The following is a 21,145-nucleotide window of genomic DNA, read 5'->3' on the forward strand; positions in this document are numbered from 1 at the left end:
TTTTCCGGCCAGATCCGTCTGAAACGCGCTGAAAAAACTGGCGGTGAATGTAAGTCGTTGATTTTTAATGAAAATTAAAAGCTGGCACGGTGCTTGCTGTATGGGTAGATGTGACGCTCCAAAGTGTTGCTTTAACCAAGTAAGAAGCTTTTAACTTCATTGAGAGGAACTACCATGCAAACATCGAAACTGTTCAATACCCTGGTTGCCGCTATCGTTCTGTCGGGCGCCTCGATCACCGCTTCGCATGCAGCTGACTCCGCACCAAAAGCACAAGCTCCTGCTGACACCGTCGTGGCCGCCAACGCTGCCGCAGCCGTCCCTGATGAAACCATCACTTCCTCGGCCAAGGCCGCCCTGAGCGCCGATGCGCAAGCCGCTGCCCTGCCAGTCAAGGTAGCAACCCAGCAAGGCGTCGTGGTCCTGTCGGGCGACGTGCCGAGCGCCGAAGCGGGTGACCGCGTCGTGCAGATCGTCGCTTCCGTGAGCGGCGTGAAAGAAATCAAGAACGAGCTGAAAGTCAAAGCCGCAGGTTAATCCCTCGCGCTGTACTTTACTCCGGGTTGCCCTGTCTGCGGACAGGGCATTTTTTTTGCCCGCGCGCTTTGCGCCGAAAGCCAGGCCATGCCGTCAGGCAAGGAGCTGGGCAATGAGGGTAGAATAGCTGGCACTGGCGCCGTTCCCGGCGCTTTTTGTCATCCACGGCACAGTGTTGCACGGCTGCGCCGCTACCAGGCTACTGCATGTCTTCTTTCTCTCCTACCGCCCTGCTGCGCAATCTGAAACCCGATAACTTCACCATCGCCCTGCTCGTCACCGTGGCGCTGGCCAGTTTCCTGCCCTGCACGGGCCAGACGGCCGTGGTCTTCGGCAATATCACCACCGTCGCCATCGGCGCCCTGTTCTTCCTGCACGGCGCCAAGCTGTCGCGTGAAGCCGTGGTGGCCGGCATCATGCACTGGCGCCTGCACCTGCTGGTGCTGGCCAGCACCTTCATCCTGTTCCCCCTGCTGGGCCTGGCCCTGCGCCCGCTGGCGCTGACCTTCCTCACGCCCGAGCTGTACGTGGGCATTCTGTTCCTGTGCGCCCTGCCATCGACCGTGCAATCGTCGATCGCCCTGACGGCCATGGCGCGCGGCAATGTGCCGGCTGCCATCTGCAGCGCCTCGGCCTCGAATTTCATCGGCATCTTCCTCGCCCCCATCCTGGTGGGCTTGCTGGTGGCGAAAGGCGCGGAAAGCAAGTCGTCCGTCGATGCGGTGCTCTCCATCGTCATGCAGTTGCTGCTGCCCTTCCTCGCCGGCCAGTTCCTGCGCCGCTGGATCGGCCGCTGGGTGGACCGCCACAAGGCCATGCTGAAATTCGTCGACCAGGGCTCGATCCTGCTGGTGGTCTACACGGCCTTCAGCGAAGCCGTCAGTGAAGGCCTGTGGCATACGATTTCCGTGGAAACGCTGGTCGCCCTGGGCGTGTTCAGCATCGTGCTGCTGGCGCTGGTGCTGGGCCTGATGACCTTCATCAGCCGCCGCCTGGGCTTTTCCAAGGAAGACGAGATCGCCATCGTTTTCTGCGGCTCGAAGAAAAGCCTGGCCAGCGGCGTGCCGATGGCCAAGGTGCTGTTTGCCACCCACTCGCTGGGCATGGTGATCCTGCCGCTGATGCTGTTCCACCAGATCCAGTTGATGATCTGCGCCGTGATCGCGCAGCGCTATGCGCGGCGCGACGAGGGGCGGGAAGTACCGGCGCCGACGTCCTGAGTGACGGCACCGCTTCGCATACCGCGCGCAGGCGCGATGTTTCTTGGCCTGTGCATAGGGCTGACAGGCAATACCACGGCTGGCGATGTCCGGGAGGCTGCGCACGAATGATGATGGTGCCAGGTTCGGGTTTGATGAGAGAGCAGAGCCGCTTTACATAGTGCAGTGCTAATCCGGGACGCGGTCATGAAATCATTTGCAGGAATAGTCGCCATTTTTTCCTTGAGTGGATTGCTTATTCCTTTTCTTTTTCGTGTCATATGGCATTTTCTTGATCGCAGTGTCCACTCAGATTTGCAGTTCATCGTTTTCAAGCTGATGCTGCTGTTATGGCCGACATCATTGATGGCATTTGTTTCGACCCAGGAATCGGTAGCTGAAACAACATACTTCTTGTTTTCGATGGCAGCCAATGTGATTTTCTACGCCATTCTTGGCGCGCTGGTGTGGCTCGGATGGCGCAAGCATGGCGCTTTTTTCGCTATCGCAGGCATCGGAATGGGCGTCATATGGTGGAAGCTGTTATTGCTGTAAGAGAAAAGAACGCTTTTTTTGCGAGTTGAATAGCTATTCGCAAGCCACATGCGAGAGGTGGACAGATCACCTGCATCAGCATTGACGACTGCGCGCTATCGCTTGTCCGCTAACTTTCTCTGCAAATTCCTCAGTGACTGACGGCTGCGTTCCCATTCTCTACGACGCCTTCCAGCAACATTGTCGCCCGCTTCAAGCCATCGACAATCACCCGATACGCCTGCCGCCGGCTCGCCTCATCGGGGGCGCGCAGCACGTATGACGGGTGATATACGCTCACTATCCAGCGCCCGTCACTCTCGATCGGCGTGCCGATCAGCGGCGTCATGCTGGCCGCGCCATCCTGCAGCAGGGACTTCAGTGCCGTGCTGCCGAGCGCGACGATCACCTGGGGCTGGACACGCTGTATCTCCTCTTCCAGCCAGCCGTGGCAGGCAAGGATTTCGCGCTGTGCGGGCGTCTTGTGCAGGCGGCGCTTGCCACGTGGTTCCCACTTGAAATGCTTGACGGCGTTGGTCACATACACGCTGTCGCGCGCCATGCCCGCTTCCTGCATCGCCTGCTCGAGCAGCGCGCCGGCCGGGCCGACAAACGGCAAGCCCGCCAGGTCTTCCTGGTCGCCCGGTTGCTCGCCTACCAGCATGATGCGTGCCTGCGCCGGGCCAATGCCGGGCACGGCTTGCGTGGCGTGCTGCCACAGTGCGCAGCGGCGGCACTGGTCCAGGGTGGTGGGCAGGTCGCGCACGGGCTGGGCGCGCTCGGCAGCTATCGGGATCATGGCCGCGCCGCTGCGCTGGCCCACGCTGGCCGTCTGGCCCGTGCGGCGCTCGCCGTTGGCGGCGCTGCTCAGCATGGCGGGCACGATGGCGCCTTCCGGCAAATTTTTCCAGAAGCGCGAGGGGATATGGCTGTGCAGCAAGTCGGCATTCACGCGTGCGGGGTTGAAAATGCTGCGGTAGTAGGTCAGCCACAGGGCTTCGCCCGCGTCGTCGATATCGGCCGCGCCGCTCATCAGGGCCGGTCCCGCATGCAAGGTGCTGCCGTCCCACAGCATGCTGGCGGTGGGTGTGGCGATCATCCAGCTGGTCGATCCCATGCGGCGCGCGAAGTGGCGCGCCACTTGCGGCAGTACCTCGTGCACGGGTTCGAACCAGGCGACAAAGCGGGGCGCGCCCGCGCTTTCCGCCCGCTCGCGGAAGCGCACATACGCATGCATGTCGTGCTCCTCGCGGTGCACGGCCTTGACCATGGCGTGCAGGCGCGCGCCATCCGCGTCGGCAGGCGAGATCACGTCGTGCTGGCCCTGCTGCCAGCGCCAGAGCACCTGGTACAAAAAGGCCCAGCGGTCATGCACATTGAAACAGGCGGCCGCCTGCAGCAGCTCCACCAGCTGGCGCGGCAGGCGCAACTGGGGAGCGTTCGCATCCGTTGCCTCTGGCGCGACGGAAAACAGGTCGCCTTCGCCGGGGCGCGACTGCCATTGCACGTGCGCCGGCGGTACCCGGAGCGCGATCAGCTCGCGTGCGGCCGCGCGCCACTCGTCGAAGCACTGCGCCAGCCGCACCACCGCGCTCATGCGGCCTGCAGCTCCGGCCACAGGTTCATCTGTTGTGGCGCTTCGGCCATGGCGCGGCGCAGCTGTTCCGAGGTGGTGGTGTCGCGCGCCGGAAAGTAATCGGCCGTGATGATGAAGGGGGCGATTTTCTTCATGCTGCAGCGCAGGCGCGACAAATCGGCGTAGCGCACCTGCCGCAGGCGGCGCAGGTCGATGATGCGCTGGGCATTGCGCAGGCCGATGCCGGGCACGCGGGCGATCATGTGCTGCGCGGCGCGGTTCAAGTCCAGCGGAAAGTGTTCGCGGTGCGCCAGCGCCCACGCCAGTTTCGGGTCGATATCGAGCGCCAGGTTGCCGCCCGAGGCGGGCAGCAATTCGCTGGCCTGGAAACCATAGCTGCGCAGCAAAAAGTCGGCTTGATATAAACGGTGTTCGCGCAGCATGGGTGGCGGCGCCAGCGGCACGCTTTTCGGGCTGTCGGGAATCGGGCTGAAGGCCGAGTAGTACACGCGCTTGAGCTTGTAGCTGCCGTACAGGGTTTCGGCCGTGGAGAGAATCTGCTGGTCGTCGCTGGCGTCGGCGCCGACGATCATCTGCGTGCTTTGCCCGGCGGGCGCGAAGCGCGGCGACTTTGGCTCCTCGGCCTTTTCATCGAGCTTGCGGCGAATGGAACCCATCGCCAGCTTGATCGTATGCACGCTTTTTTCCGGCGCCAGCTTTTGCACGCTGTCTTGTGTCGGCAATTCGATGTTGACGCTGAGCCGGTCGGCATAGCGGCCCGCCTGGGCGATCAGCGCGGGATCGGCGTCAGGGATGGTTTTCAAATGGATGTAGCCGCGAAACTGATGCACCTCGCGCAATTCGCGCGCCACCTGCACCAGTTGTTCCATCGTGTAGTCGGCCGACTGGATGATGCCGGAACTGAGGAACAGGCCGTCGATGTAATTGCGCAGGTAAAAGTCGGCCGTCAGTTTCACCACCTCGGCCACCGTAAAGCGCGCGCGCGGCACGTTCGACGTGCGGCGGTTGACGCAGTACTGGCAATCGTACAGGCAGTAATTCGTCAGCAGGATCTTGAGCAGCGAGACGCAGCGTCCGTCCGGCGTATAGCTGTGGCAAATGCCCATGCCCGAGGTGGCGCCAAAGCCCTCCTTGCCGATGGAATCGCGCCTGGGCGCGCCACTGCTGGCGCAGGAAGCGTCGTACTTGGCCGCATCGGCCAGGATTTCCAGCTTGTCCGTCAATTCCATGGCTGCCTCAATATACTGTGTTTATATACAGTATATCAGGAAATTGGCATGGCACAGCCTTGACTTGCTGCATGGCAGAACGTTATATATCGGTGTATATTACGGGCCTGGTTCTCTTCTCATTAAGGATACGATCATGCGCCTCACCTCCCTCGCCAAACTGCTCGGCGCCGCCCTCTTCGCCACCGCCGCCTCGTCCGCCCTTGCCGGCGAAGTGGTGGTGTCGGCTGCGGCCAGCCTGACGAATGCGTTCAAGGATGCGGCGCACGGGTATGAGGCGCAGTATCCGGGCAGCAAGGTTTCCTTGAACTTCGCCGCCTCGGGCGTGCTGCTGCAGCAGATCGTCAAGGGCGCGCCTGTCGACGTGTTTGCCTCGGCCGACCAGGAAACCATGGATGCGGCGCAAAAGCAGGGCCTGGTATTGCCGGCCGACCGCCAGGACTTCGTCAGCAACAGCCTGGTGCTGATCGTGCCGCACGACAGCAAGTTGGGCATCAAGAGCCTGACGGACCTGACGCAGAAGGGCGTGACGCGCGTGGCCATCGCCAACCCGGCCAGCGTGCCCGTCGGCCGCTACTCCGAAGGCGCATTGAAAAAGGCCAAGCTGTGGGATGCCGTGCAGCCGAAGGCCATCGGCACGCAGAACGTGCGCCAGTCGCTCGACTACGTGGCGCGCGGCGAAGTCGATGCGGGCTTTGTCTATGCCACCGATGCGGCCATCATGAAGGATAAAGTCAACGTGGTGCTGGAAGTGCCGCTGGACGCGCCCGTGCTGTACCCGATCGCCACCATCAAGGACAGCGGCAATGCGGCCGAAGCCAAGCGTTTCGTCAGCTATCTGCAGACGGCGCCGGCGCAAGCCATCCTCGCCAAGTACGGTTTCAAGAAGCCATAAAGCAACCGACTGCACATGGATATCGCCTGGACCGCGCTGGCCCTGTCGCTGAAAGTGGCGGCGTGGGCCACAGCGCTCAATTTGCTGCTCGGCATCGGCACGGGCTATCTGCTGGCGCGCACGCGCTTTCCCGGGCGCGAACTGCTCGACGCCCTCTTGACCCTGCCCATGGTGATGCCGCCTACCGTGCTTGGCTACTACCTGCTGGTCTTGCTGGGCCGGCGCGGCACCCTGGGTATCTGGCTGCAGGACAACTTCGGCATCAACCTGATTTTTACGTGGCAAGGCGCCGTGATCGCTTCCACGGTGGTGGCGTTTCCCCTCGTCTTCAAGCCGGCGCGCGCCGCCTTCGAAGCCGTCGATGGCCAGCTGGAACAGGCCGCCCGCGTGCTGGGCATCTCGGAAATGGCGATTTTCTTCCGCGTCACCTTGCCGCTGGCCTGGCGCGGCATCCTGGCCGGCGTGTTGCTGGGCTTTGTGCGCGCGCTGGGCGAGTTTGGCGCCACCCTGATGGTGGCCGGCAGCATTCCCGGCAAGACGCAGACTTTGTCCGTCGCCGTGTATGAAGCCGTGCAGGGGGGCCAGGACGATGTCGCCAACACCCTGGTGCTGATCACCTCCGTCGTCTGCATCGTCGTGCTGCTGTCGGCGGGCCGCCTGGCGCCCGGGCGCATCGCGCACAAATGACGGCCAGGATGACGCCCATGCAACTCGACCTCGACCTCCGCGCCACCTTGCGTTCCGGCAAGCGCCGCTTTGACTTGCAGGTGCAATGCAGCTCCACCAGCCAGCGCATCGCCATGTATGGCCCGTCCGGCGCCGGCAAGAGCATGACCTTGAAAGCCATTGCCGGCCTCTTCACGCCGGACGCGGGCCATATCCGCCTGAACGGACGCACCCTGTTCGATTCGGCCGCCGGCATCAACCTGCCGCCGCAGCAGCGCAACGTGGCGTATCTGTTCCAGGACTACGCGCTGTTCCCGCACCTGACCGTGCGCCAGAACGTGGGTTTTGGCCTGGCAAGGGGCTGGTTCAATCCGCGCGCGCGCGAAAAATTGGTCAAGGTCGAGCATTGGCTCGACGCGTTTCACTTGCAGGAACTGGCGCACCAGTTCCCCGACGAGTTGTCCGGAGGCCAGCGCCAACGCGTGGCGCTGGCGAGGGCGTTGGTGGCCGAGCCGGCGGCCTTGCTGCTCGATGAACCGTTTGCCGCCCTCGATCCGGCCTTGCGTGTCAAAATGCGCCTGGAATTGAGCCAGTGGCAGCAGCGCCTGGAAGTGCCCATGATCCTGATCACGCATGATCCGGAAGATGCGCGCATCCTGGGTGAACATGTGCTCTACTTGCGCGACGGACAGATCGACCGCATGGAAGACAACAGGGTATTGGACAACAAGGCATTGGATGAGCGAATCGGATAAATCAGCGGCAGCGGAAATCGGCCTGCAAGGCTCCGTATGGATGACCGTGGGCGGCGAGAACCTGGGCGGCGCCGGCCGGGTGGAATTGCTGGGCGCCATCGGCGAGTGCGGCTCCATCACGCAGGCGGCCAAGCTCGTCAAGATGAGCTACAAGGGCGCCTGGGACGCCATCGACGCCATGAACAACCTGGCCGGCGAACCGCTGGTGGAACGCCTGACGGGCGGCAAGGGCGGCGGCGGTACGCGGCTGACGCCACGCGGACGCCAGCTGGTCGACAATTTCCGCATCATCGAGCGCGAGCATGCGCGCTATTTGCGCCAGCTGGGCAGCCAGGCCGAAGGCATCGCCGACGATCTTTTACTCATACGCAGGATGGCCATGAAAACCACGGCACGCAATCAATTTCTCGGCAAGGTGGCCGAACTCAAGACGGGCGCTGTCAATGATGAAGTGATCCTGGAATTGCCGGGCGGCCAGCACATCGTGGCCGTCGTCACGCAGGGCAGCACCGCCAGCCTGGGCCTGGTGCCAGGCGCGGAAGCGTTCGCGCTGATCAAGGCCTCGTCCATCATCCTCGTGCAAGACAGCGAAGGCGCGCGCTTTTCCGCCCGTAACCAGCTGGCCGGTACCGTCACGCGGGTGCAGACGGGCGCCGTCAACACGGAAGTGGTGCTCGACCTGCCGCGTGGCGGCACCATCGCCGCCATCATCACCAATCAAAGCTGCAGCGAGATGGGGATTGTCATCGGCAGCAGCGTGACGGCGATGTTCAAGGCGTCGAGCGTGATTCTGGGCGTGCCCGCATAAATTGCGCAGGTCGGCTTAGCGGCGGCACGCCGCGTCATCCGACACGATGGTTGGCGGATCATGTCGGATCAAGTCGGATTACGCGCAAGCGCCAATCCGACCTGCTGTTTTAATCCTCCAGCCGCGACAACCACTGCGTCGCCGCCGCCAGCGCCCGTTGCAGTTCTTCTCCCGCCACCGCCAGCAGCGCCGGCACGGCGTCGTAGCGGCCAGTATCGATGGCTTCCTCGGTGGCGAAGGCGGCGCGGATCAGGCGTTTCGTGCCCAGGGTGCCGACGGAGCCGCGCAAGCCGTGCAGGATGCGCGCCACGTCGCTGTGGCGGCCTGCCTGCAATGCCGCTTCGGCGTCGCGCACGGGCGTCATTCCCTTGTTCAGCGCGTCTTCCACCATGCGCCGCAGCACGCCGCGTCCCTTCGCATCGCGGCCCATCACGCGCATCAGCGGGGCCATGGAAAACACCTCGTCATCGTCGGGCGCCGCCGCGCCAGGCGCCTGCACGGGCGGGCGTTTCGGCAAGTGGCGGTTGATGACTTCCATCATTTCTTCCACCACCACGGGCTTGGCGATGAAATCTGTGATGCCGGCCGTCATGCAGCGTTCGCGCTCGGAGGCCAGCACGCCGGCCGTCATGGCGATCACGGGCAGGTTCAGCCGCAGTTCCGTGCGGATCAGCTGGGTGGCGCTGAAGCCGTCCATGACGGGCATCTGCATATCCATCAGCACGATGTCGTAGCGCAGCGCTTCCGTGCGCAGCCGCTCCACGGCCTGCAAGCCGTCGCCCACCACGTCCAGGGTGGCGCCCATGTGTTCGAGGATGCCGCGCGCCACGGCCTGGTTCAAATGGTTGTCTTCCACCAGCAGGAAATGCACGCCGGCCAGCTCCGTGCCCAGCGGCTGGTGCAGCATGCGCGGCTCGCCGCCGTCTTCCTTGGCGATCAGCGCCTGGTGCAGGGCGTCGAACAGGCTTGAACCGGTGATCGGCTTCATCAGTACGACATCGGCCTCGGCGGCACTGGAAATTTCCTCCAGGTGATTGCGCGCGAAGGCGTTGACCATCACCACGATGGGCTGGCGCTGGCCGGATGCCGCTTGCCGGATGGCCTTGGCTGTGGCCAGGCCGTCCATCACCGGCATGTGCCAGTCGGCCAGCACCACGTCGTACGGTTGCTGCTGCGCCAGGCGTTCGCGGTACAGCTCGATGGCGGCGAAGCCCGAGTCCACCTCGTCCGCGTTCCAGCCCCAGGCGTGGATCAGCTTGACGATCAGTTCGCGCGTGGTGCGGTTGTCGTCGGCCACCAGCAGGCGCAGCGGCCCCAGGGTGGGGGTGCGGCGCGTCTCGGCCGGCTGCGCCAGGACCTCGAAGGGCACGCTGAACCAGAAGCGGCTGCCCTTGCCTTCGCTGCTGGCGACGGCGATCTCGCCGCCCATCATGTGGATCAGATGCTTGCTGATGGCCAGGCCCAGGCCCGTGCCGCCGAAGCGCCGCGTGATGCTCTGGTCGCCCTGGGAAAAGGCCGTGAACAGCTGGGCCTGCTGCTGTTCCGTCATGCCGATGCCCGTGTCGCGCACCTCGAAGCGCAGCCAGGCCCGCTCGTTCTTGCTTTCCGCCACGCTGACGGCCACCACCACTTCGCCGCTTTCCGTAAATTTGATGGCGTTGCCGGCCAGGTTGACGAGGATTTGCTGCAGGCGCTGGGCGTCGCCGACGAGGCGGCGCGGCACCTCCGGTTCGACCGCGATGGCCAGTTCCAGTTCCTTTTCGCCCGCATTCATGGTCATCGTCGTGGCCAGGGTGTTCATGACTTCATCGAGGTCGAACTCGACGGGCGACAAGTCCATGCGGCGCGCCTCGATCTTGGAAAAATCCAGCACGTCGTTGAGGATGCCCAGCAGCGACTGGCCCGCCACGCGCACCATGGTCAGGTACTTGCGCTGCTCGGTGTCGAGCTTGGTATTGCCCAGCAAATACACCATGCCCAGCACGGCATTCAAGGGCGTGCGGATTTCATGGCTCATGTTGGCGACGAAATCGCTTTTCGCGCGGTTGGCCGCCTCGGCGCGGTCGCGCTCCCGCTCCAGTTCGCTGGCGCGCGCCTCGATCTCCTGCTGCAGCCGGTCGCGTTCGCTCATCAGACCGTTGAACGCTTCCGTCAGCTCGCCGATTTCATCGCGCTGCTGTACCGGCACGGGCGTAAAGCGGCTGCCGGAGCGGCGCAGCGACAGCAGGGTGTCGCGCAGGCGCACCAGCGGCGACAGCAGGCGCACCGTGACCCAGGCCAGCACGGCGGCGGCCAGCAGCGAGGCGCCGATACTCCACAGCACCAGCCGGTACAGCACGCCATTGAAGGGCTCGAACGCATCGGCCACGGGCAGCGAGGCGGCCAGCAGCCAGTTGACGGACTTCAATCGCTTGAAGCTGTTGACGGCCGTCACGCCGCGGCTGTTGGTGCTGACCATGCTGCCCTCGCCATCTTCCTTCAGCAGCTGCGTCGTGACGGGGTTGGCGTTGGGCGCGCGCGGCTGCAGCAGCCGGCTGGCATCGGGGTACAGCACATAGCGCGGCACGGCTTCGCGCGTGAGGATGAAGTAATAGCCGCTCTTGCCCACCTTGGCCGTGCGCAAATGGCCCAGCATATTGTCCTTGTACAGGCGCAGCACGCCGATGACGATGCCGGCCACCTCGCCGTTGCTGTCCAGCACGGGCGCCACCATCTGCACGATGGGCAGATGGCTGGTCTTGCCCAGCATCGGTTCCGTTATCATCGCCTGTTTCGTGCGCATCACCGTCTGGAAGTAGGCGCGGTCGGCCACGTCGACACCGTTACGCCCTGGCACTTCGGGCACGTTGGCCACCACCTTGCCCTGCGTGTCGAGCACCAGTACATCGTCAAACAGGGCCAGCATGGCGCGCTGCTTGTAGTACTCGCGCAACTGGGCGGTGTCGGCCATCAGGGACGCAGGCTGGTGGCGCGCGGTCTGGGTGATGATGTCGAGCAGCATGGCCAGCTTGTCGTCGAGCTCGTCTGCGGTGCGTTCGATCAGGGCCGTTTGCTGGCTCAGCAGGACTTGCGTGAAATCGTCGCGCATGTGTTTCACCTGCACCATGGTAACTACGGCGATCATGGCGATCGACGTCAAACTGGTGGCCAGCGCGACTTTTGCTTTAATGCCGAGAGGCTTCATGATTTCCTTTTCAGTCCCGGGAGGACAGGCGGCAGATAATGCTGTCAGGAATTTTCCTATCAATACGTTAACTTGGCAAGCACGGCTCGTCGAATTCCACGCCCCGGCGCAGGCTTTTGTGGATGTTGCCATAAAATTAAATGCCGAACGTCGTTTATTCAGTGAAATTACGGGGAATTAGGGTGAAATTGGCACATGGCAACGCACTATGCAGTAAACTTGTTGTTGCATTTTTCTAAAAGGGTCTGACATGACAGAAGCGCTACTCTCTCCAGCCTTGCCCACCGTAAACGTGGAAGCGTTGCGTGCGCGCTGCTCGACGTGCAGCATGCATCAATTGTGCCTGCCGATGGGCCTCGACGTGGGTGACATGGACAGGCTGGACCAGATTATCGGCCGCCGCCGCAAGGTCGTGCGCGGCGCCTCGCTGTTCCGCATCGGCGACTCGTTCCAGAACCTGTACGCGATCCGCCTGGGCCACTTCAAGACGTACCAGATCAATCCTGGCGGCGAAGAGCAGGTGACGGGTTTCCAGATGGCGGGCGAACTGCTGGGCATGGACGCCATCAGCGCCGACCGCCACCACTGCAATGCCGTGGCGCTGGAAGACAGCGAAGTATGTGAAATTCCGTTTTCCAGCCTGGAACAATTGCTGGGCAATATGCCTACCCTGCTGCGGCATTTTCACCGCATGATGAGCCAGGAAATCACGCGCGAGCAAAGCGTGATGCTGTTGCTGGGCAATATGCAGGCGACGCAGCGTTTTGCCGCCTTCATCGTCAACCTGGCGTCGCGCTACGAGGCGCGTGGCTATTCGGGCAGCAATTTCCAGCTGCGCATGTCGCGCGAGGAAATCGGCAACTACCTGGGCCTGACCATCGAGAGCGTCAGCCGTTTATTGTCGAAGTTCAAGAAGGAAGGCTGGCTGCGCGTGTCGAACCGCGAGATCGAGATCTTGCAGCCGGCCAAACTGAAGGCCATCACGGCCGGTACGGACGTCTGCAAATAAGGCTTATAACTCTTCATCCGCATGCAGCGCGATGCTGCGTTGCGCTGGCCAGGTCCAGATACCGGACAGGCGCCACTCGCGCGTCGTGTTTTCCACCAGCACCTGCCAGCGGCTGCGCTCGAGCATCGGCAGCGCCACGGAAAAATTGCCGGCCGCATCGGGCTGCACCAGCAGCTTGATGTCTTTTTCCGGCAGGGTCGCATGCGCCAGGTGCAGCTGCAACGGTGCCTGGTAGGCCTTGCCGAAGCTGTGCACGGAACCCGTCAGGCGCGCCTGCGCCACGTCATACGCGAGGCTGGTATCCATGGCCAGGTTGCTGGCGGCCGTATCGCGCCGCAAGTCCTGGTTGATGGCCTTGCCCTGCTTGTAGTAGTCGCCCACCACCAGCGCGTCGGGCTGCGTAAATGCGATGTAGCCCATGAAGCTGCCGACGACGACGGACAGGCCGGGGCCGATCATCAGCAGCCATGGCCAGCGGTGCTTGTACCACGGTGCAACGGGGGCTTGCAGTTTCAGACTGTCGGACATGTTGTTCTCCTTGGGGCCAGACCCTTTGGCTCTGAGCCCAGCTTTTGCTTCTGGGTTGAAAATACAGTAAACCTGCCGCAGGTTTGATGCTGCCCCTACGGCGAAATACCGGGGTCGGCCCCAGCGGGTCCGACCCCGGATCAACATCACCGCGGCACGATGAACACGGCGCTTTCACGCACATGCAGCGACGGGTCGTCCAGCGATTGCAGCTCGATGGTGATCTTGTTCGAGCCCTTCCCGCCCACGCCGTGCGGCACGCGCAGGCGGATCGGCCAGCCCAGCGTTTCCGTCGGCTGCAAGGTCACTTCGTCGCGCGTCAGCAAGGTCAGGCCCGGCAAGCCGGCCACGCTGATCTTGAAATGCTGGCTTTGCTCGGAGGTGTTCATGATCTGCAGGCGGTAGACGTTTTCGATCATGCCGTCTTCCACTTCGCGTCCCATGGAACCGCGGTCGCGGATGACATCCATCTTCAATGGCGTGCGCAGGGCCAGCGAAGTACACACGGCGATGATGATCAGCGCCAGGATGGACGTGTAGATCAGCACGCGCGGGCGCATGGCGCGCTGGCGGATCTGCTGCGAATTGAAGTTGTTTTCCATCGCATGGTCGGTGCTGTAGCGTATCAGGCCACGCGGCCGCTCGACCTTGTCCATCACGCTGTTGCAGGCATCGACGCAGGCGGCGCAGCCGATGCATTCATACTGCAGGCCGTTGCGGATATCGATGCCGGTCGGACACACCTGCACGCACAAGGTACAGTCGATGCAGTCGCCCAGCTTGGCGTTGTTGCCGGCCTTCTTGCTCAGCGCGCCGCGTGGTTCGCCGCGCTTGGCGTCGTAGGTGATGATCAGGGTGTCCTGGTCGAACATGGCGCTCTGGAAGCGCGCATACGGGCACATGTATTTGCACACCTGCTCGCGCAGCCAGCCAGCGTTGCCGTAGGTTGCCAGGCTGTAGAACAGGACCCAGAACCATTCCCAGGGACCGAAGTTCAAGGTGACCACCGATTGCGCCAGTTCCTTGATCGGCGTGAAGTAGCCGACAAAGGTAAAGCCCGTCCACAGGGCGATGGCGCCCCACACCACGTGCTTGGCCGTCTTCTTGAAGGCCTTGCGCAGGGACGGGCCCTGCTTGTCGAGGGCCATGCGCGCGCTGCGCGTGCCTTCGATCTTGCGTTCGACCCACAGGAAGATTTCCGTGTACACCGTTTGCGGGCAGGAGAACCCGCACCATACCCGCCCGGCAATGGCCGTGACGAGGAACAGCAGATAGGCACAGATGATCAGCAGGGCCGCCAGGTAAATAAAATCCTGGGGCCACAGCACGACGCCGAAAATGTAGAACTTGCGCGTGGTCAGATCGAACAGCAGGGCTTGCCTGCCATTCCAGGTCAGCCACGGCAAGCCGTAGAACGCCAGCTGGGTAAGCCAGACGCATACCCATCGCCAGGTAGCGTAGCGTCCTTTGGCCTCGCGAGGGTAGATTTGCTCGCGGGCCGCATACATCTTGATGACTTGAGGTTCCATTTTTACTTGGCGGGCGCCTGCGGATTCGACAGGCTCCAGACATACGCCGACAGCACGTGGACCTTCGATTCACCGAGGAAATCGCTGAAGGCCGGCATGGTGTTGCTGCGTCCCTTGCGGATGGTTTCCATGATGGTATCGGCGCTGCCGCCGTACAGCCAGGTCTTGTCCGTCAGGTTCGGCGCACCCAGCAGCGGGTTGCCCTTGCCATCGGCACCGTGACAGGCCATGCAGGCACCAAACTTGGCCTTGCCCAGCACCGACTTGACGGGATCTGCGGTGGAGCCGGACAGGCTCAGCACGTAATGGGCCACGTTCTCGACATCCTTTTCGGAACCCAGCGCGGCGCCCATCGGCGGCATCTGGCCATTGCGGCCGTGCAGGATGGTGGTCTTGATGACGTCAGGTTCGCCGCCATACAGCCAGTCCTTGTCGGTCAGGTTGGGGAAGCCCTTGTTGCCGCGCGCATCCGAGCCGTGGCATTGCGCGCAGTAGGTCAGGAACAAACGCTGGCCGATGGCTTGCGCCTGCGGATCGGCGGCCACCGTCTTCAAGTCCTGGCTCAGGTACTTGTTGAACAGGGGACCGTAATCGGCTTCCGCCTTCTTCAGCTCTTCCTCGTACTGGCCCGTCGATTTCCAGCCCAGGCTGCCCGCATAATTGCCCAGGCCCGGATACAGGAACAGGTAGGCCAGCGCGAAGACGATGGTGATGTAGAACAGCCACATCCACCAGCGCGGCATCGGCGTATTGAGTTCCTTCAAGTCCTCGTCCCAGACGTGGCCCGTGGTGCCGTCGGCAGGGGCGCCCTCGACCACTTTGATTTTCGACTGCGAGTACAGCAGCACGCCGCAGCCGATGATGCCCAGCAGGGACAGCACGACGATGTAGATATTCCAGAAGCCATTGGTAAAGTCAGCCATGGTGATGCTCCTTCGCCAGGTTCATCTCGGCCTCGGCCGGATAGTCGAGCGCGTCGTCGGCGAACGGCAGGCGTGCCGCCGCGTCGAAGTCGCTGTTGCTGCGACTGAACGTCCACCACAGGATGCCCACGAACGTCGTAAAGGAAACCACCGTCATGACGCTGCTGGCGCTGTCAAACAGGTTTTCGATTGCCATGCTAATTCCTTGTTTTGATTAATGTACCGAGGCCTTGCAGATAGGCGACCAGGGCGTCTTCTTCCGTCTTGTCCTGCAGCTGCGCGGGGCCGGCGGCGATCTCTTCATCGCTGTACGGCTGGCCCAGGCGTTGCAGGGCGCGCATCTTCGGCATGATCTCGTCAGGCACCAGCTTGGTCTTCGCCAGCCAGGGGTAGGACGGCATGTTCGACTCGGGCACCACGTCGCGCGGGTTGTTCAAGTGCGTGCGGTGCCATTCGTCGCTGTAGCGCGCGCCCACGCGGGCCAGGTCCGGCCCCGTGCGCTTGGAACCCCACTGGAACGGACGGTCATAGACGAACTCGCCGGCGACCGAATAGTGGCCATAGCGTTCCGTTTCCGCGCGCAGCGGACGCACCATCTGCGAGTGGCAGTTGTAGCAGCCTTCGCGCACGTAAATGTCGCGGCCCGCCAGGCGCAGCGGCGAATACGGCTTCAGGCCGGCGACCGGCTCCGTCGTGCTCTTCTGGAAGAACAGGGGGACGATCTCGACGGCGCCGCCGATGCTGATCACCACGGTGACCAGGGCGATCAGCAGCCAGGGGTTTCTCTCAATCCATGCATGTGAAAATTTCATTTGCTTATGCTCCTATCAGGCGTGCGCCGCGTTCAGTTCCGGAATGCGGGCGACGGGGAGTTTGCTGCCGCGCAAGGTCATCCAGGTGTTGTAGCCCATGATGCACATACCCGACAGGTACAGCAGGCCACCGGCCACGCGCACCACGTAGTACGGATACGTTGCTTTCACGCTTTCGACAAAGGTGTAGGTCAGGGTGCCGTCCGGGTTGACCGCGCGCCACATCAGGCCCTGCATCACGCCGGCAATCCACATTGCCGCGATGTACAGCACGATGCCGATGGTGGCCACCCAGAAGTGCACGTCGACCAGGCGCGTGCTGTGCATCTGCGTGCGGCCCGCCAGGCGCGGCAGCAGGTAGTAGATCGAGCCCATGGTGATGAAGCCGACCCAGCCCAGGGCACCCGCATGCACGTGGGCCACGGTCCAGTCGGTGTAGTGCGACAGCGAGTTGATGGTCTTGATCGACATCATCGGACCTTCGAAGGTGGCGATGCCGTAGAACGACAGCGAGACGATCATGAACTTCAGGATCGGATCGGTGCGCAGCTTGTGCCAGGCGCCCGACAGGGTCATGATGCCGTTGATCATGCCGCCCCAGCTTGGTGCCAGCAGGACCAGCGAGAAGACCATGCCGATCGATTGCGTCCAGTCAGGCAATGCCGTGTAGTGCAGGTGATGCGGGCCGGCCCACATGTAGGTGAAGATCAGCGCCCAGAAGTGGACGATCGACAGACGGTACGAGTACACGGGGCGCTCGGCCTGTTTCGGGATGAAGTAGTAGACCATGCCCAGGTAGCCGGCGGTCAGGATGAAACCCACCGCGTTATGGCCGTACCACCACTGGATCATGGCATCCTGCACGCCCGCATAGGCGGAATACGACTTGGTGAACGAGGCTGGCATGACGGCGCCATTGACCACGTGCAAAATCGTCACGGCCAGGATGTAGGCGCCGAAGAACCAGTTGGCCACGTAGATGTGCTTGACCTTGCGCTTGATCAGGGTGCCGAAGAAAACGATGGCGTAGGCGATCCAGACGACGGCGATGAGAATGGCGATCGGCCATTCCAGTTCCGCGTATTCCTTGCCGCGTGTCATGCCCATGGGCAGGGTGACGACGGCGCACAGGATCACGGCTTGCCAGCCCCAGAAGGTGAAGGCAGCCAGTTTGTCGGAAAACAGGCGCACCTGGCAGGTGCGCTGGACAACGTAGTACGAGGTGGCGAACAGGCCGCAGATGCCGAAGGCGAAAATCACCGCATTCGTGTGCAGCGGACGCAGGCGTCCGTATGTCAGCCATGGTATGTCGAGGTTCAGGGCAGGCCAGGCCAGCTGCGCGGCGATGATAACGCCAACCAGCATGCCGATGATGCCCCATACCACAGTAGCGACCGCGAATTGCTTCACGATCTTGTAGTTATAGTTCAGCGATTGATCCACAAAGACTCTCCCTGGAATTACTATTTATGATGGTGGCCAGAGAGTAAGTGTTTGACCGCTAAAAAACTTTGATGTGGATCAAAATTCCCCGGATGAAATAAGCGTAGTTAACTGACATCAAAATAAAATGCGATTCAGCTGGAAAAAGCCATGCAAGATCCCTGCAACGGGCGCTGGATGCGGGGGAAAGCAGCGGCGCCGGCCATGGCGCGCTTTGCGCCAGCCGGGCTGTGAAATCAGACGTGCGGTGCGTCGTCGGGACGAGTGTCAGCGGTCGTATCGTCGTCCTGCAAGACACGCAGGCCTGGTCCGACGAGGTCGTCGAACTGGCCGCTGTCCGAGGCCGTGAAATACACCCACAGGGCGATGAAGACTACGACGACACTGAGGGGGATGAGGAGGTAGAGGGCTTCCATCAGACTTTCCGCAGGCGCAGGGCGTTGGCGATGACGACGGCCGAGCTGGCGGCCATGCCGACGCCGGACAGCCACGGGTTCAAAAAGCCCAGCGCGGCGGCCGGGATGGCCGTCAGATTGTACAAGGTGGCCCAGCCCAGGTTTTCGCGGATGATGCGCATGCTGCGCGCGGCCGTCTTGGCCGTATCCAGCACGGAAACCAGTTGGTTTGAGAGCAGCACCGTGTCCGCATGCGCCTGTGCCAGCGCGGCGCCGGAACCCATGGCGAACGAGACGTCGGCGCCGCTCAGCACGGCGGCGTCGTTGATGCCGTCGCCGACCATCGCCACCACGGCGCCCGTGGCCTGCAGCTGCTGCACGAAATCGAGTTTTTCATCGGGCAGGCATTCGCCGCAGGCCGTGGCGATGCCCAGTTCGGCCGCCACGCTTTGCGTCAGCGCTTCCTGGTCGCCGCTCAGCAGCACGACCTGCTTGCCGCGCCGGTGGAAATACGCGACGACGTCGCGCGCTTCCGGGCGCAGCGCATCGCTGAGTAAAAAGCGCGTCAGCCAGCGCCCCTGCGTGCCCAGGTACAGCGGCGTCATGCCCTGCATGCCGACGGCCGTGTCGCCCAGCGGCGGGCCGGCGATGGCGGCCACAAAGGCCGCGTTGCCCAGGCGGTAGCGCACGCCGTCGACGCTGCCTTCCAGGCCTTGCCCCTGCACTTCCTGCAATTGCTGCGCATGCGCGCGCGGCTGTTCCTTGGCCGCATCGAGTATCGCCTGCGCCAGCGGATGGGCGCTGCCCGCTTCCAGCGCGGCGGCCACTTGCAGGCAATCGTCGTCGCTCAGGCTGCCGAGGCTCTCGATCTGTTTCAGCACGGGCCGGCCCAGGGTCAGGGTGCCCGTCTTGTCGAAGACGATGTGGGTGGCGCGGTGCAGGGTTTCCAGCACATGCGGCTGGACGATCAGCACGCCGCGCCGCAGCAGGCTGTCGGTGGCTGCCGCCAGCGCCGTCGGCGTGGCCAGCGACAGTGCGCACGGACACGAGACCACCAGCACGGCAATCGCCACGGGCCAGGCCTGCGCCGGGTCATGCCAGCTCCAGAAGGCGAACACGGCGATGGCGAACAGCAGCAGGCCCAGCACGAACCAGGCGGCGACCTTGTCGGCCCACTGCGCGATCTGCGGCTTGCCGCTGCCGGCCCGCTCGATGAGTTTTAACAGGTCGGACAGGGTGCTCTCGCGCGCCGGTTTCAGCACGCGCAGGATGAGCGCCGCGCTGGCGTTGATGGCGCCGCCCGGCACGCGCTCGCCCGTCTTCCTGCGCTGCGCAGCGCTTTCGCCCGTCAGCAACGATAAATCGAGCGCGCTCGTGCCTTCGACGATGACGCTGTCGGCGGCGATCGCCTCGCCCGGTTTGACGAGGATGACGTCGCCCACGGCCAGGCTGCCGGCCGGCACCAGGGTGGTGGCGCGGTTGTCGGGAAAGCCCGCCATCAGCGAGGCGGAGGCGGGCAAGGCGTGCTGCAAGCGCTCCAGCGCCGAGGCGGCCTTGCGGCGCGCCTGCAGCTCGAAATAGCGGCTGCACAGCAGCAGAAAAATGAACATCGTGGCCGAGTCGTAATACACCTCGCCGCGCCCCGTAAAGGTCGCCACCACGCTGCCGAAGAAGGCCGCCAGGATGCCCAGCGCGACGGGCACGTCCATGCCCAGGGTGCGCGCGCGCAGGCTGGCCCAGGCGCCCTGGAAGAACGGCATGGCGGAGTAACAGACGGCGGGCAAGGTCAGCAGCAAACTGGCCCAGCGCATCAGGCTGGCCATATTGTTGTCCAAGGTGCCATCCTCGGCGGCCAGATAGGACGGCGCCACGTACATCATAACCTGCATCATCGACAGGCCGGCGACGAACAGCTGGCGGCCCAGCGTTTTGCTGGCTTTTTGCAGGCGCTCGCCATGGCGCACGGCGTCATACGGATAGGCCGTGTAGCCGACTTGCCGCACGGCTTGCAGGATGTCGCCCGGTTCGCACTCGGCGCGGCTCCAGCGCACGTACAGGCGCTCCGTGGCGACGTTCAGGCTGGCTGCCTGCACGCCCGGCAAGCGCGTCAGCTGGCGCTCGATCAGCCAGACGCAGGCGGCGCAGCGGATGCCTTCGACGGACAGGGTCGCTTCGCAGCTGCTGGCGTCGCGCGCGAACTGCGCGTCGTCATTGCTGTACAGGCGCAGTTCGGGCGGCACCATGGTCGCATCGGCGGCGTTGACGGCATATTCGTCGCGCTCGCGGTAGTACGCGCTCTGGCCGATGTCGACGATGGTTTGCGCCACCGCTTCGCAGCCGGGGCAGCACATGGCGCGCGGCACCTCGTCGATGGTGACGAGCCAGCTGGAACCGGCCGGTACGGGCAAGCCGCAATGGAAGCAGGCGGAGGGTTGTAGAACAGCATTCATAAGTGTGTTTTCATGCGCCTTTTCATGGATGGCCCGTGACGCACAGGGCATCGAGCCAGCCCAGCGACACGCCATTCGCGGCGCGCAGCAGGCCCAGCAAGCCAAAGCCCAGCACCAGCACGCCGCTGGCGATGCGCACGGGACGGCGCTGCAGCTGCGCGCGCAGGCGCGTACCCAGCAGTCCCATGCCGAACAGCATGGGCAAGGTGCCGAGGCCAAAGGCGCCCATGGCGGCCGCGCCCTGCAAGGCCGAGCCTTGCAGCATGGCCGTCAGCAGCGCGCTGTAGACCATGCCGCACGGCACCCAGCCCCACAGCGCGCCCACGGCCAGCGCCTTGAAGGGCGTATCCATCGGCATCAAGGGTTTCAATAAAGGGCGCACGCGGCGCCAGATGACGTTGCCGGCCGCCTCGACTCTGGCCAGGCCGCGCCAGGCATCCATCAGGTACAGGCCCAAGGCGACGAGCATCAGGTTGGCCAGCCAGTAGCCGGCCACTTGCAGTGTGGCGATGTGCAGCATGCCGGCGCCGGCGATGCCGCCCGCCACGCCGCCGGCCAGCATGTAGCTGGCGATGCGCCCGCCGTTGTAGGCCAGCACGCGCAGCACGTTTGCCTGGAGTGCGGGGCGGCGCCACGGCGATGGCCATCACGG

At 63.5% G+C, this 21,145-nt stretch carries 21 protein-coding genes; 9 read left to right on the forward strand and 12 right to left on the reverse strand.

Translation table 11 applies throughout. The annotated features are described in order from the left end of the window. The first annotated feature begins 174 nt into the window (after nucleotides 1–174). From JaAD80_RS04545 to JaAD80_RS04555, 3 genes are all read left to right on the forward strand, one after another. Nucleotides 175–537: a BON domain-containing protein gene (locus tag JaAD80_RS04545; RefSeq protein WP_034752546.1), complete on the forward strand. Its 363-nt coding sequence runs from the start codon at nucleotides 175–177 to the stop codon at nucleotides 535–537. A 206-nt stretch (nucleotides 538–743) separates the two neighbouring features. Then, nucleotides 744–1,757 (forward strand): bile acid:sodium symporter family protein, encoded by a 1,014-nt coding sequence (locus tag JaAD80_RS04550; RefSeq protein ID WP_102293075.1) that lies wholly within the window; start codon nucleotides 744–746, stop codon nucleotides 1,755–1,757. Between the two features lie 186 nt (nucleotides 1,758–1,943). Beyond that, entirely contained in the window at nucleotides 1,944–2,291 is a 348-nt protein-coding gene (locus JaAD80_RS04555; RefSeq protein WP_146012252.1) for a hypothetical protein, read from the forward strand. A gap of 130 nt (nucleotides 2,292–2,421) precedes the next feature. Here the strand turns inward: JaAD80_RS04555 and JaAD80_RS04560 are convergent, their stop codons facing one another. Both JaAD80_RS04560 and JaAD80_RS04565 read right to left on the reverse strand, forming a co-directional pair. Further along, nucleotides 2,422–3,867, reverse strand: a complete 1,446-nt coding sequence (locus JaAD80_RS04560; RefSeq protein ID WP_102293077.1) for a UdgX family uracil-DNA binding protein — start codon at nucleotides 3,865–3,867, stop codon at nucleotides 2,422–2,424. Next, nucleotides 3,864–5,096: a putative DNA modification/repair radical SAM protein gene (locus JaAD80_RS04565; RefSeq protein WP_102293078.1), complete on the reverse strand. Its 1,233-nt coding sequence runs from the start codon at nucleotides 5,094–5,096 to the stop codon at nucleotides 3,864–3,866. The genes JaAD80_RS04560 and JaAD80_RS04565 overlap by 4 nt, the downstream gene beginning before the upstream one ends. Nucleotides 5,097–5,232: 136 nt before the next feature. Between JaAD80_RS04565 and modA the strand changes: the two genes are divergently transcribed. Genes modA through JaAD80_RS04585 form a run of 4 tightly spaced genes read left to right on the forward strand, consistent with a single transcriptional unit; the run spans nucleotide 5,233 to nucleotide 8,220 of the window. Beyond that, nucleotides 5,233–5,991 carry a molybdate ABC transporter substrate-binding protein gene (gene modA / locus JaAD80_RS04570; protein ID WP_102293079.1) on the forward strand — a complete coding sequence of 253 codons (759 nt, stop codon included), beginning with the start codon at nucleotides 5,233–5,235 and terminating at the stop codon, nucleotides 5,989–5,991. 15 nt (nucleotides 5,992–6,006) lie between these two features. After that, nucleotides 6,007–6,678: a molybdate ABC transporter permease subunit gene (gene modB / locus JaAD80_RS04575; RefSeq protein ID WP_102293080.1), complete on the forward strand. Its 672-nt coding sequence runs from the start codon at nucleotides 6,007–6,009 to the stop codon at nucleotides 6,676–6,678. Between the two features lie 17 nt (nucleotides 6,679–6,695). Further along, nucleotides 6,696–7,412 (forward strand): sulfate/molybdate ABC transporter ATP-binding protein, encoded by a 717-nt coding sequence (locus tag JaAD80_RS04580; protein WP_102293099.1) that lies wholly within the window; start codon nucleotides 6,696–6,698, stop codon nucleotides 7,410–7,412. Beyond that, nucleotides 7,396–8,220 (forward strand): TOBE domain-containing protein, encoded by an 825-nt coding sequence (locus tag JaAD80_RS04585; RefSeq protein ID WP_102293081.1) that lies wholly within the window; start codon nucleotides 7,396–7,398, stop codon nucleotides 8,218–8,220. The genes JaAD80_RS04580 and JaAD80_RS04585 overlap by 17 nt, the downstream gene beginning before the upstream one ends. A 109-nt stretch (nucleotides 8,221–8,329) precedes the next feature. On the opposite strand, the gene JaAD80_RS04590 is transcribed toward JaAD80_RS04585, so the two are convergent. After that, entirely contained in the window at nucleotides 8,330–11,344 is a 3,015-nt protein-coding gene (locus JaAD80_RS04590; protein WP_258002809.1) for a response regulator, read from the reverse strand. Here JaAD80_RS04590 and JaAD80_RS30555 point away from each other — a divergent pair. After that, on the forward strand, nucleotides 11,343–11,585 hold the full coding sequence (locus JaAD80_RS30555) for a hypothetical protein (RefSeq protein WP_180979300.1): 243 nt from the start codon (nucleotides 11,343–11,345) through the stop codon (nucleotides 11,583–11,585). The genes JaAD80_RS04590 and JaAD80_RS30555 overlap by 2 nt on opposite strands. Before the next feature lie 69 nt (nucleotides 11,586–11,654). After that, nucleotides 11,655–12,413 carry a fumarate/nitrate reduction transcriptional regulator Fnr gene (gene fnr / locus JaAD80_RS04595; RefSeq protein WP_102293083.1) on the forward strand — a complete coding sequence of 253 codons (759 nt, stop codon included), beginning with the start codon at nucleotides 11,655–11,657 and terminating at the stop codon, nucleotides 12,411–12,413. Between the two features lie 3 nt (nucleotides 12,414–12,416). On the opposite strand, the gene JaAD80_RS04600 is transcribed toward fnr, so the two are convergent. From JaAD80_RS04600 to JaAD80_RS04640, 9 genes are all read right to left on the reverse strand, one after another. Continuing rightward, nucleotides 12,417–12,941: a FixH family protein gene (locus JaAD80_RS04600; RefSeq protein WP_102293084.1), complete on the reverse strand. Its 525-nt coding sequence runs from the start codon at nucleotides 12,939–12,941 to the stop codon at nucleotides 12,417–12,419. Nucleotides 12,942–13,087: 146 nt separating this feature from the next. After that, nucleotides 13,088–14,470, reverse strand: coding sequence for a cytochrome c oxidase accessory protein CcoG (gene ccoG / locus JaAD80_RS04605; protein ID WP_102293085.1), 1,383 nt, complete (start codon nucleotides 14,468–14,470; stop codon nucleotides 13,088–13,090). A 2-nt stretch (nucleotides 14,471–14,472) separates the two neighbouring features. Next, complete coding sequence (gene ccoP, locus JaAD80_RS04610; RefSeq protein WP_102293086.1) at nucleotides 14,473–15,393, reverse strand: cytochrome-c oxidase, cbb3-type subunit III; 921 nt, start codon at nucleotides 15,391–15,393, stop codon at nucleotides 14,473–14,475. Then, nucleotides 15,386–15,589, reverse strand: coding sequence for a cbb3-type cytochrome c oxidase subunit 3 (locus JaAD80_RS04615; RefSeq protein ID WP_035823305.1), 204 nt, complete (start codon nucleotides 15,587–15,589; stop codon nucleotides 15,386–15,388). The genes ccoP and JaAD80_RS04615 overlap by 8 nt, the downstream gene beginning before the upstream one ends. Before the next feature lies 1 nt (nucleotide 15,590). Further along, complete coding sequence (gene ccoO / locus JaAD80_RS04620) at nucleotides 15,591–16,205, reverse strand: cytochrome-c oxidase, cbb3-type subunit II (RefSeq protein WP_102293087.1); 615 nt, start codon at nucleotides 16,203–16,205, stop codon at nucleotides 15,591–15,593. A 15-nt stretch (nucleotides 16,206–16,220) separates the two neighbouring features. Next, nucleotides 16,221–17,648 carry a cytochrome-c oxidase, cbb3-type subunit I gene (gene ccoN, locus JaAD80_RS04625; RefSeq protein WP_034752511.1) on the reverse strand — a complete coding sequence of 476 codons (1,428 nt, stop codon included), beginning with the start codon at nucleotides 17,646–17,648 and terminating at the stop codon, nucleotides 16,221–16,223. 236 nt (nucleotides 17,649–17,884) lie between these two features. Next, the gene (ccoS, locus tag JaAD80_RS04630) at nucleotides 17,885–18,064 is read right to left on the reverse strand and encodes a cbb3-type cytochrome oxidase assembly protein CcoS (protein ID WP_102293088.1); all 180 of its coding nucleotides are present in this window, start codon (nucleotides 18,062–18,064) and stop codon (nucleotides 17,885–17,887) included. Continuing rightward, nucleotides 18,064–20,493, reverse strand: coding sequence for a heavy metal translocating P-type ATPase (locus JaAD80_RS04635; protein ID WP_102293089.1), 2,430 nt, complete (start codon nucleotides 20,491–20,493; stop codon nucleotides 18,064–18,066). Before JaAD80_RS04635 ends, ccoS begins: the two co-directional genes overlap by 1 nt. Before the next feature lie 22 nt (nucleotides 20,494–20,515). Continuing rightward, nucleotides 20,516–21,100 (reverse strand): sulfite exporter TauE/SafE family protein, encoded by a 585-nt coding sequence (locus JaAD80_RS04640; RefSeq protein WP_102293090.1) that lies wholly within the window; start codon nucleotides 21,098–21,100, stop codon nucleotides 20,516–20,518. Nucleotides 21,101–21,145: the final 45 nt, after the last annotated feature.

It is taken from the genome of Janthinobacterium sp. AD80, from assembly GCF_002878455.1.
In the GTDB taxonomy this organism is placed as follows: domain Bacteria; phylum Pseudomonadota; class Gammaproteobacteria; order Burkholderiales; family Burkholderiaceae_D; genus Janthinobacterium.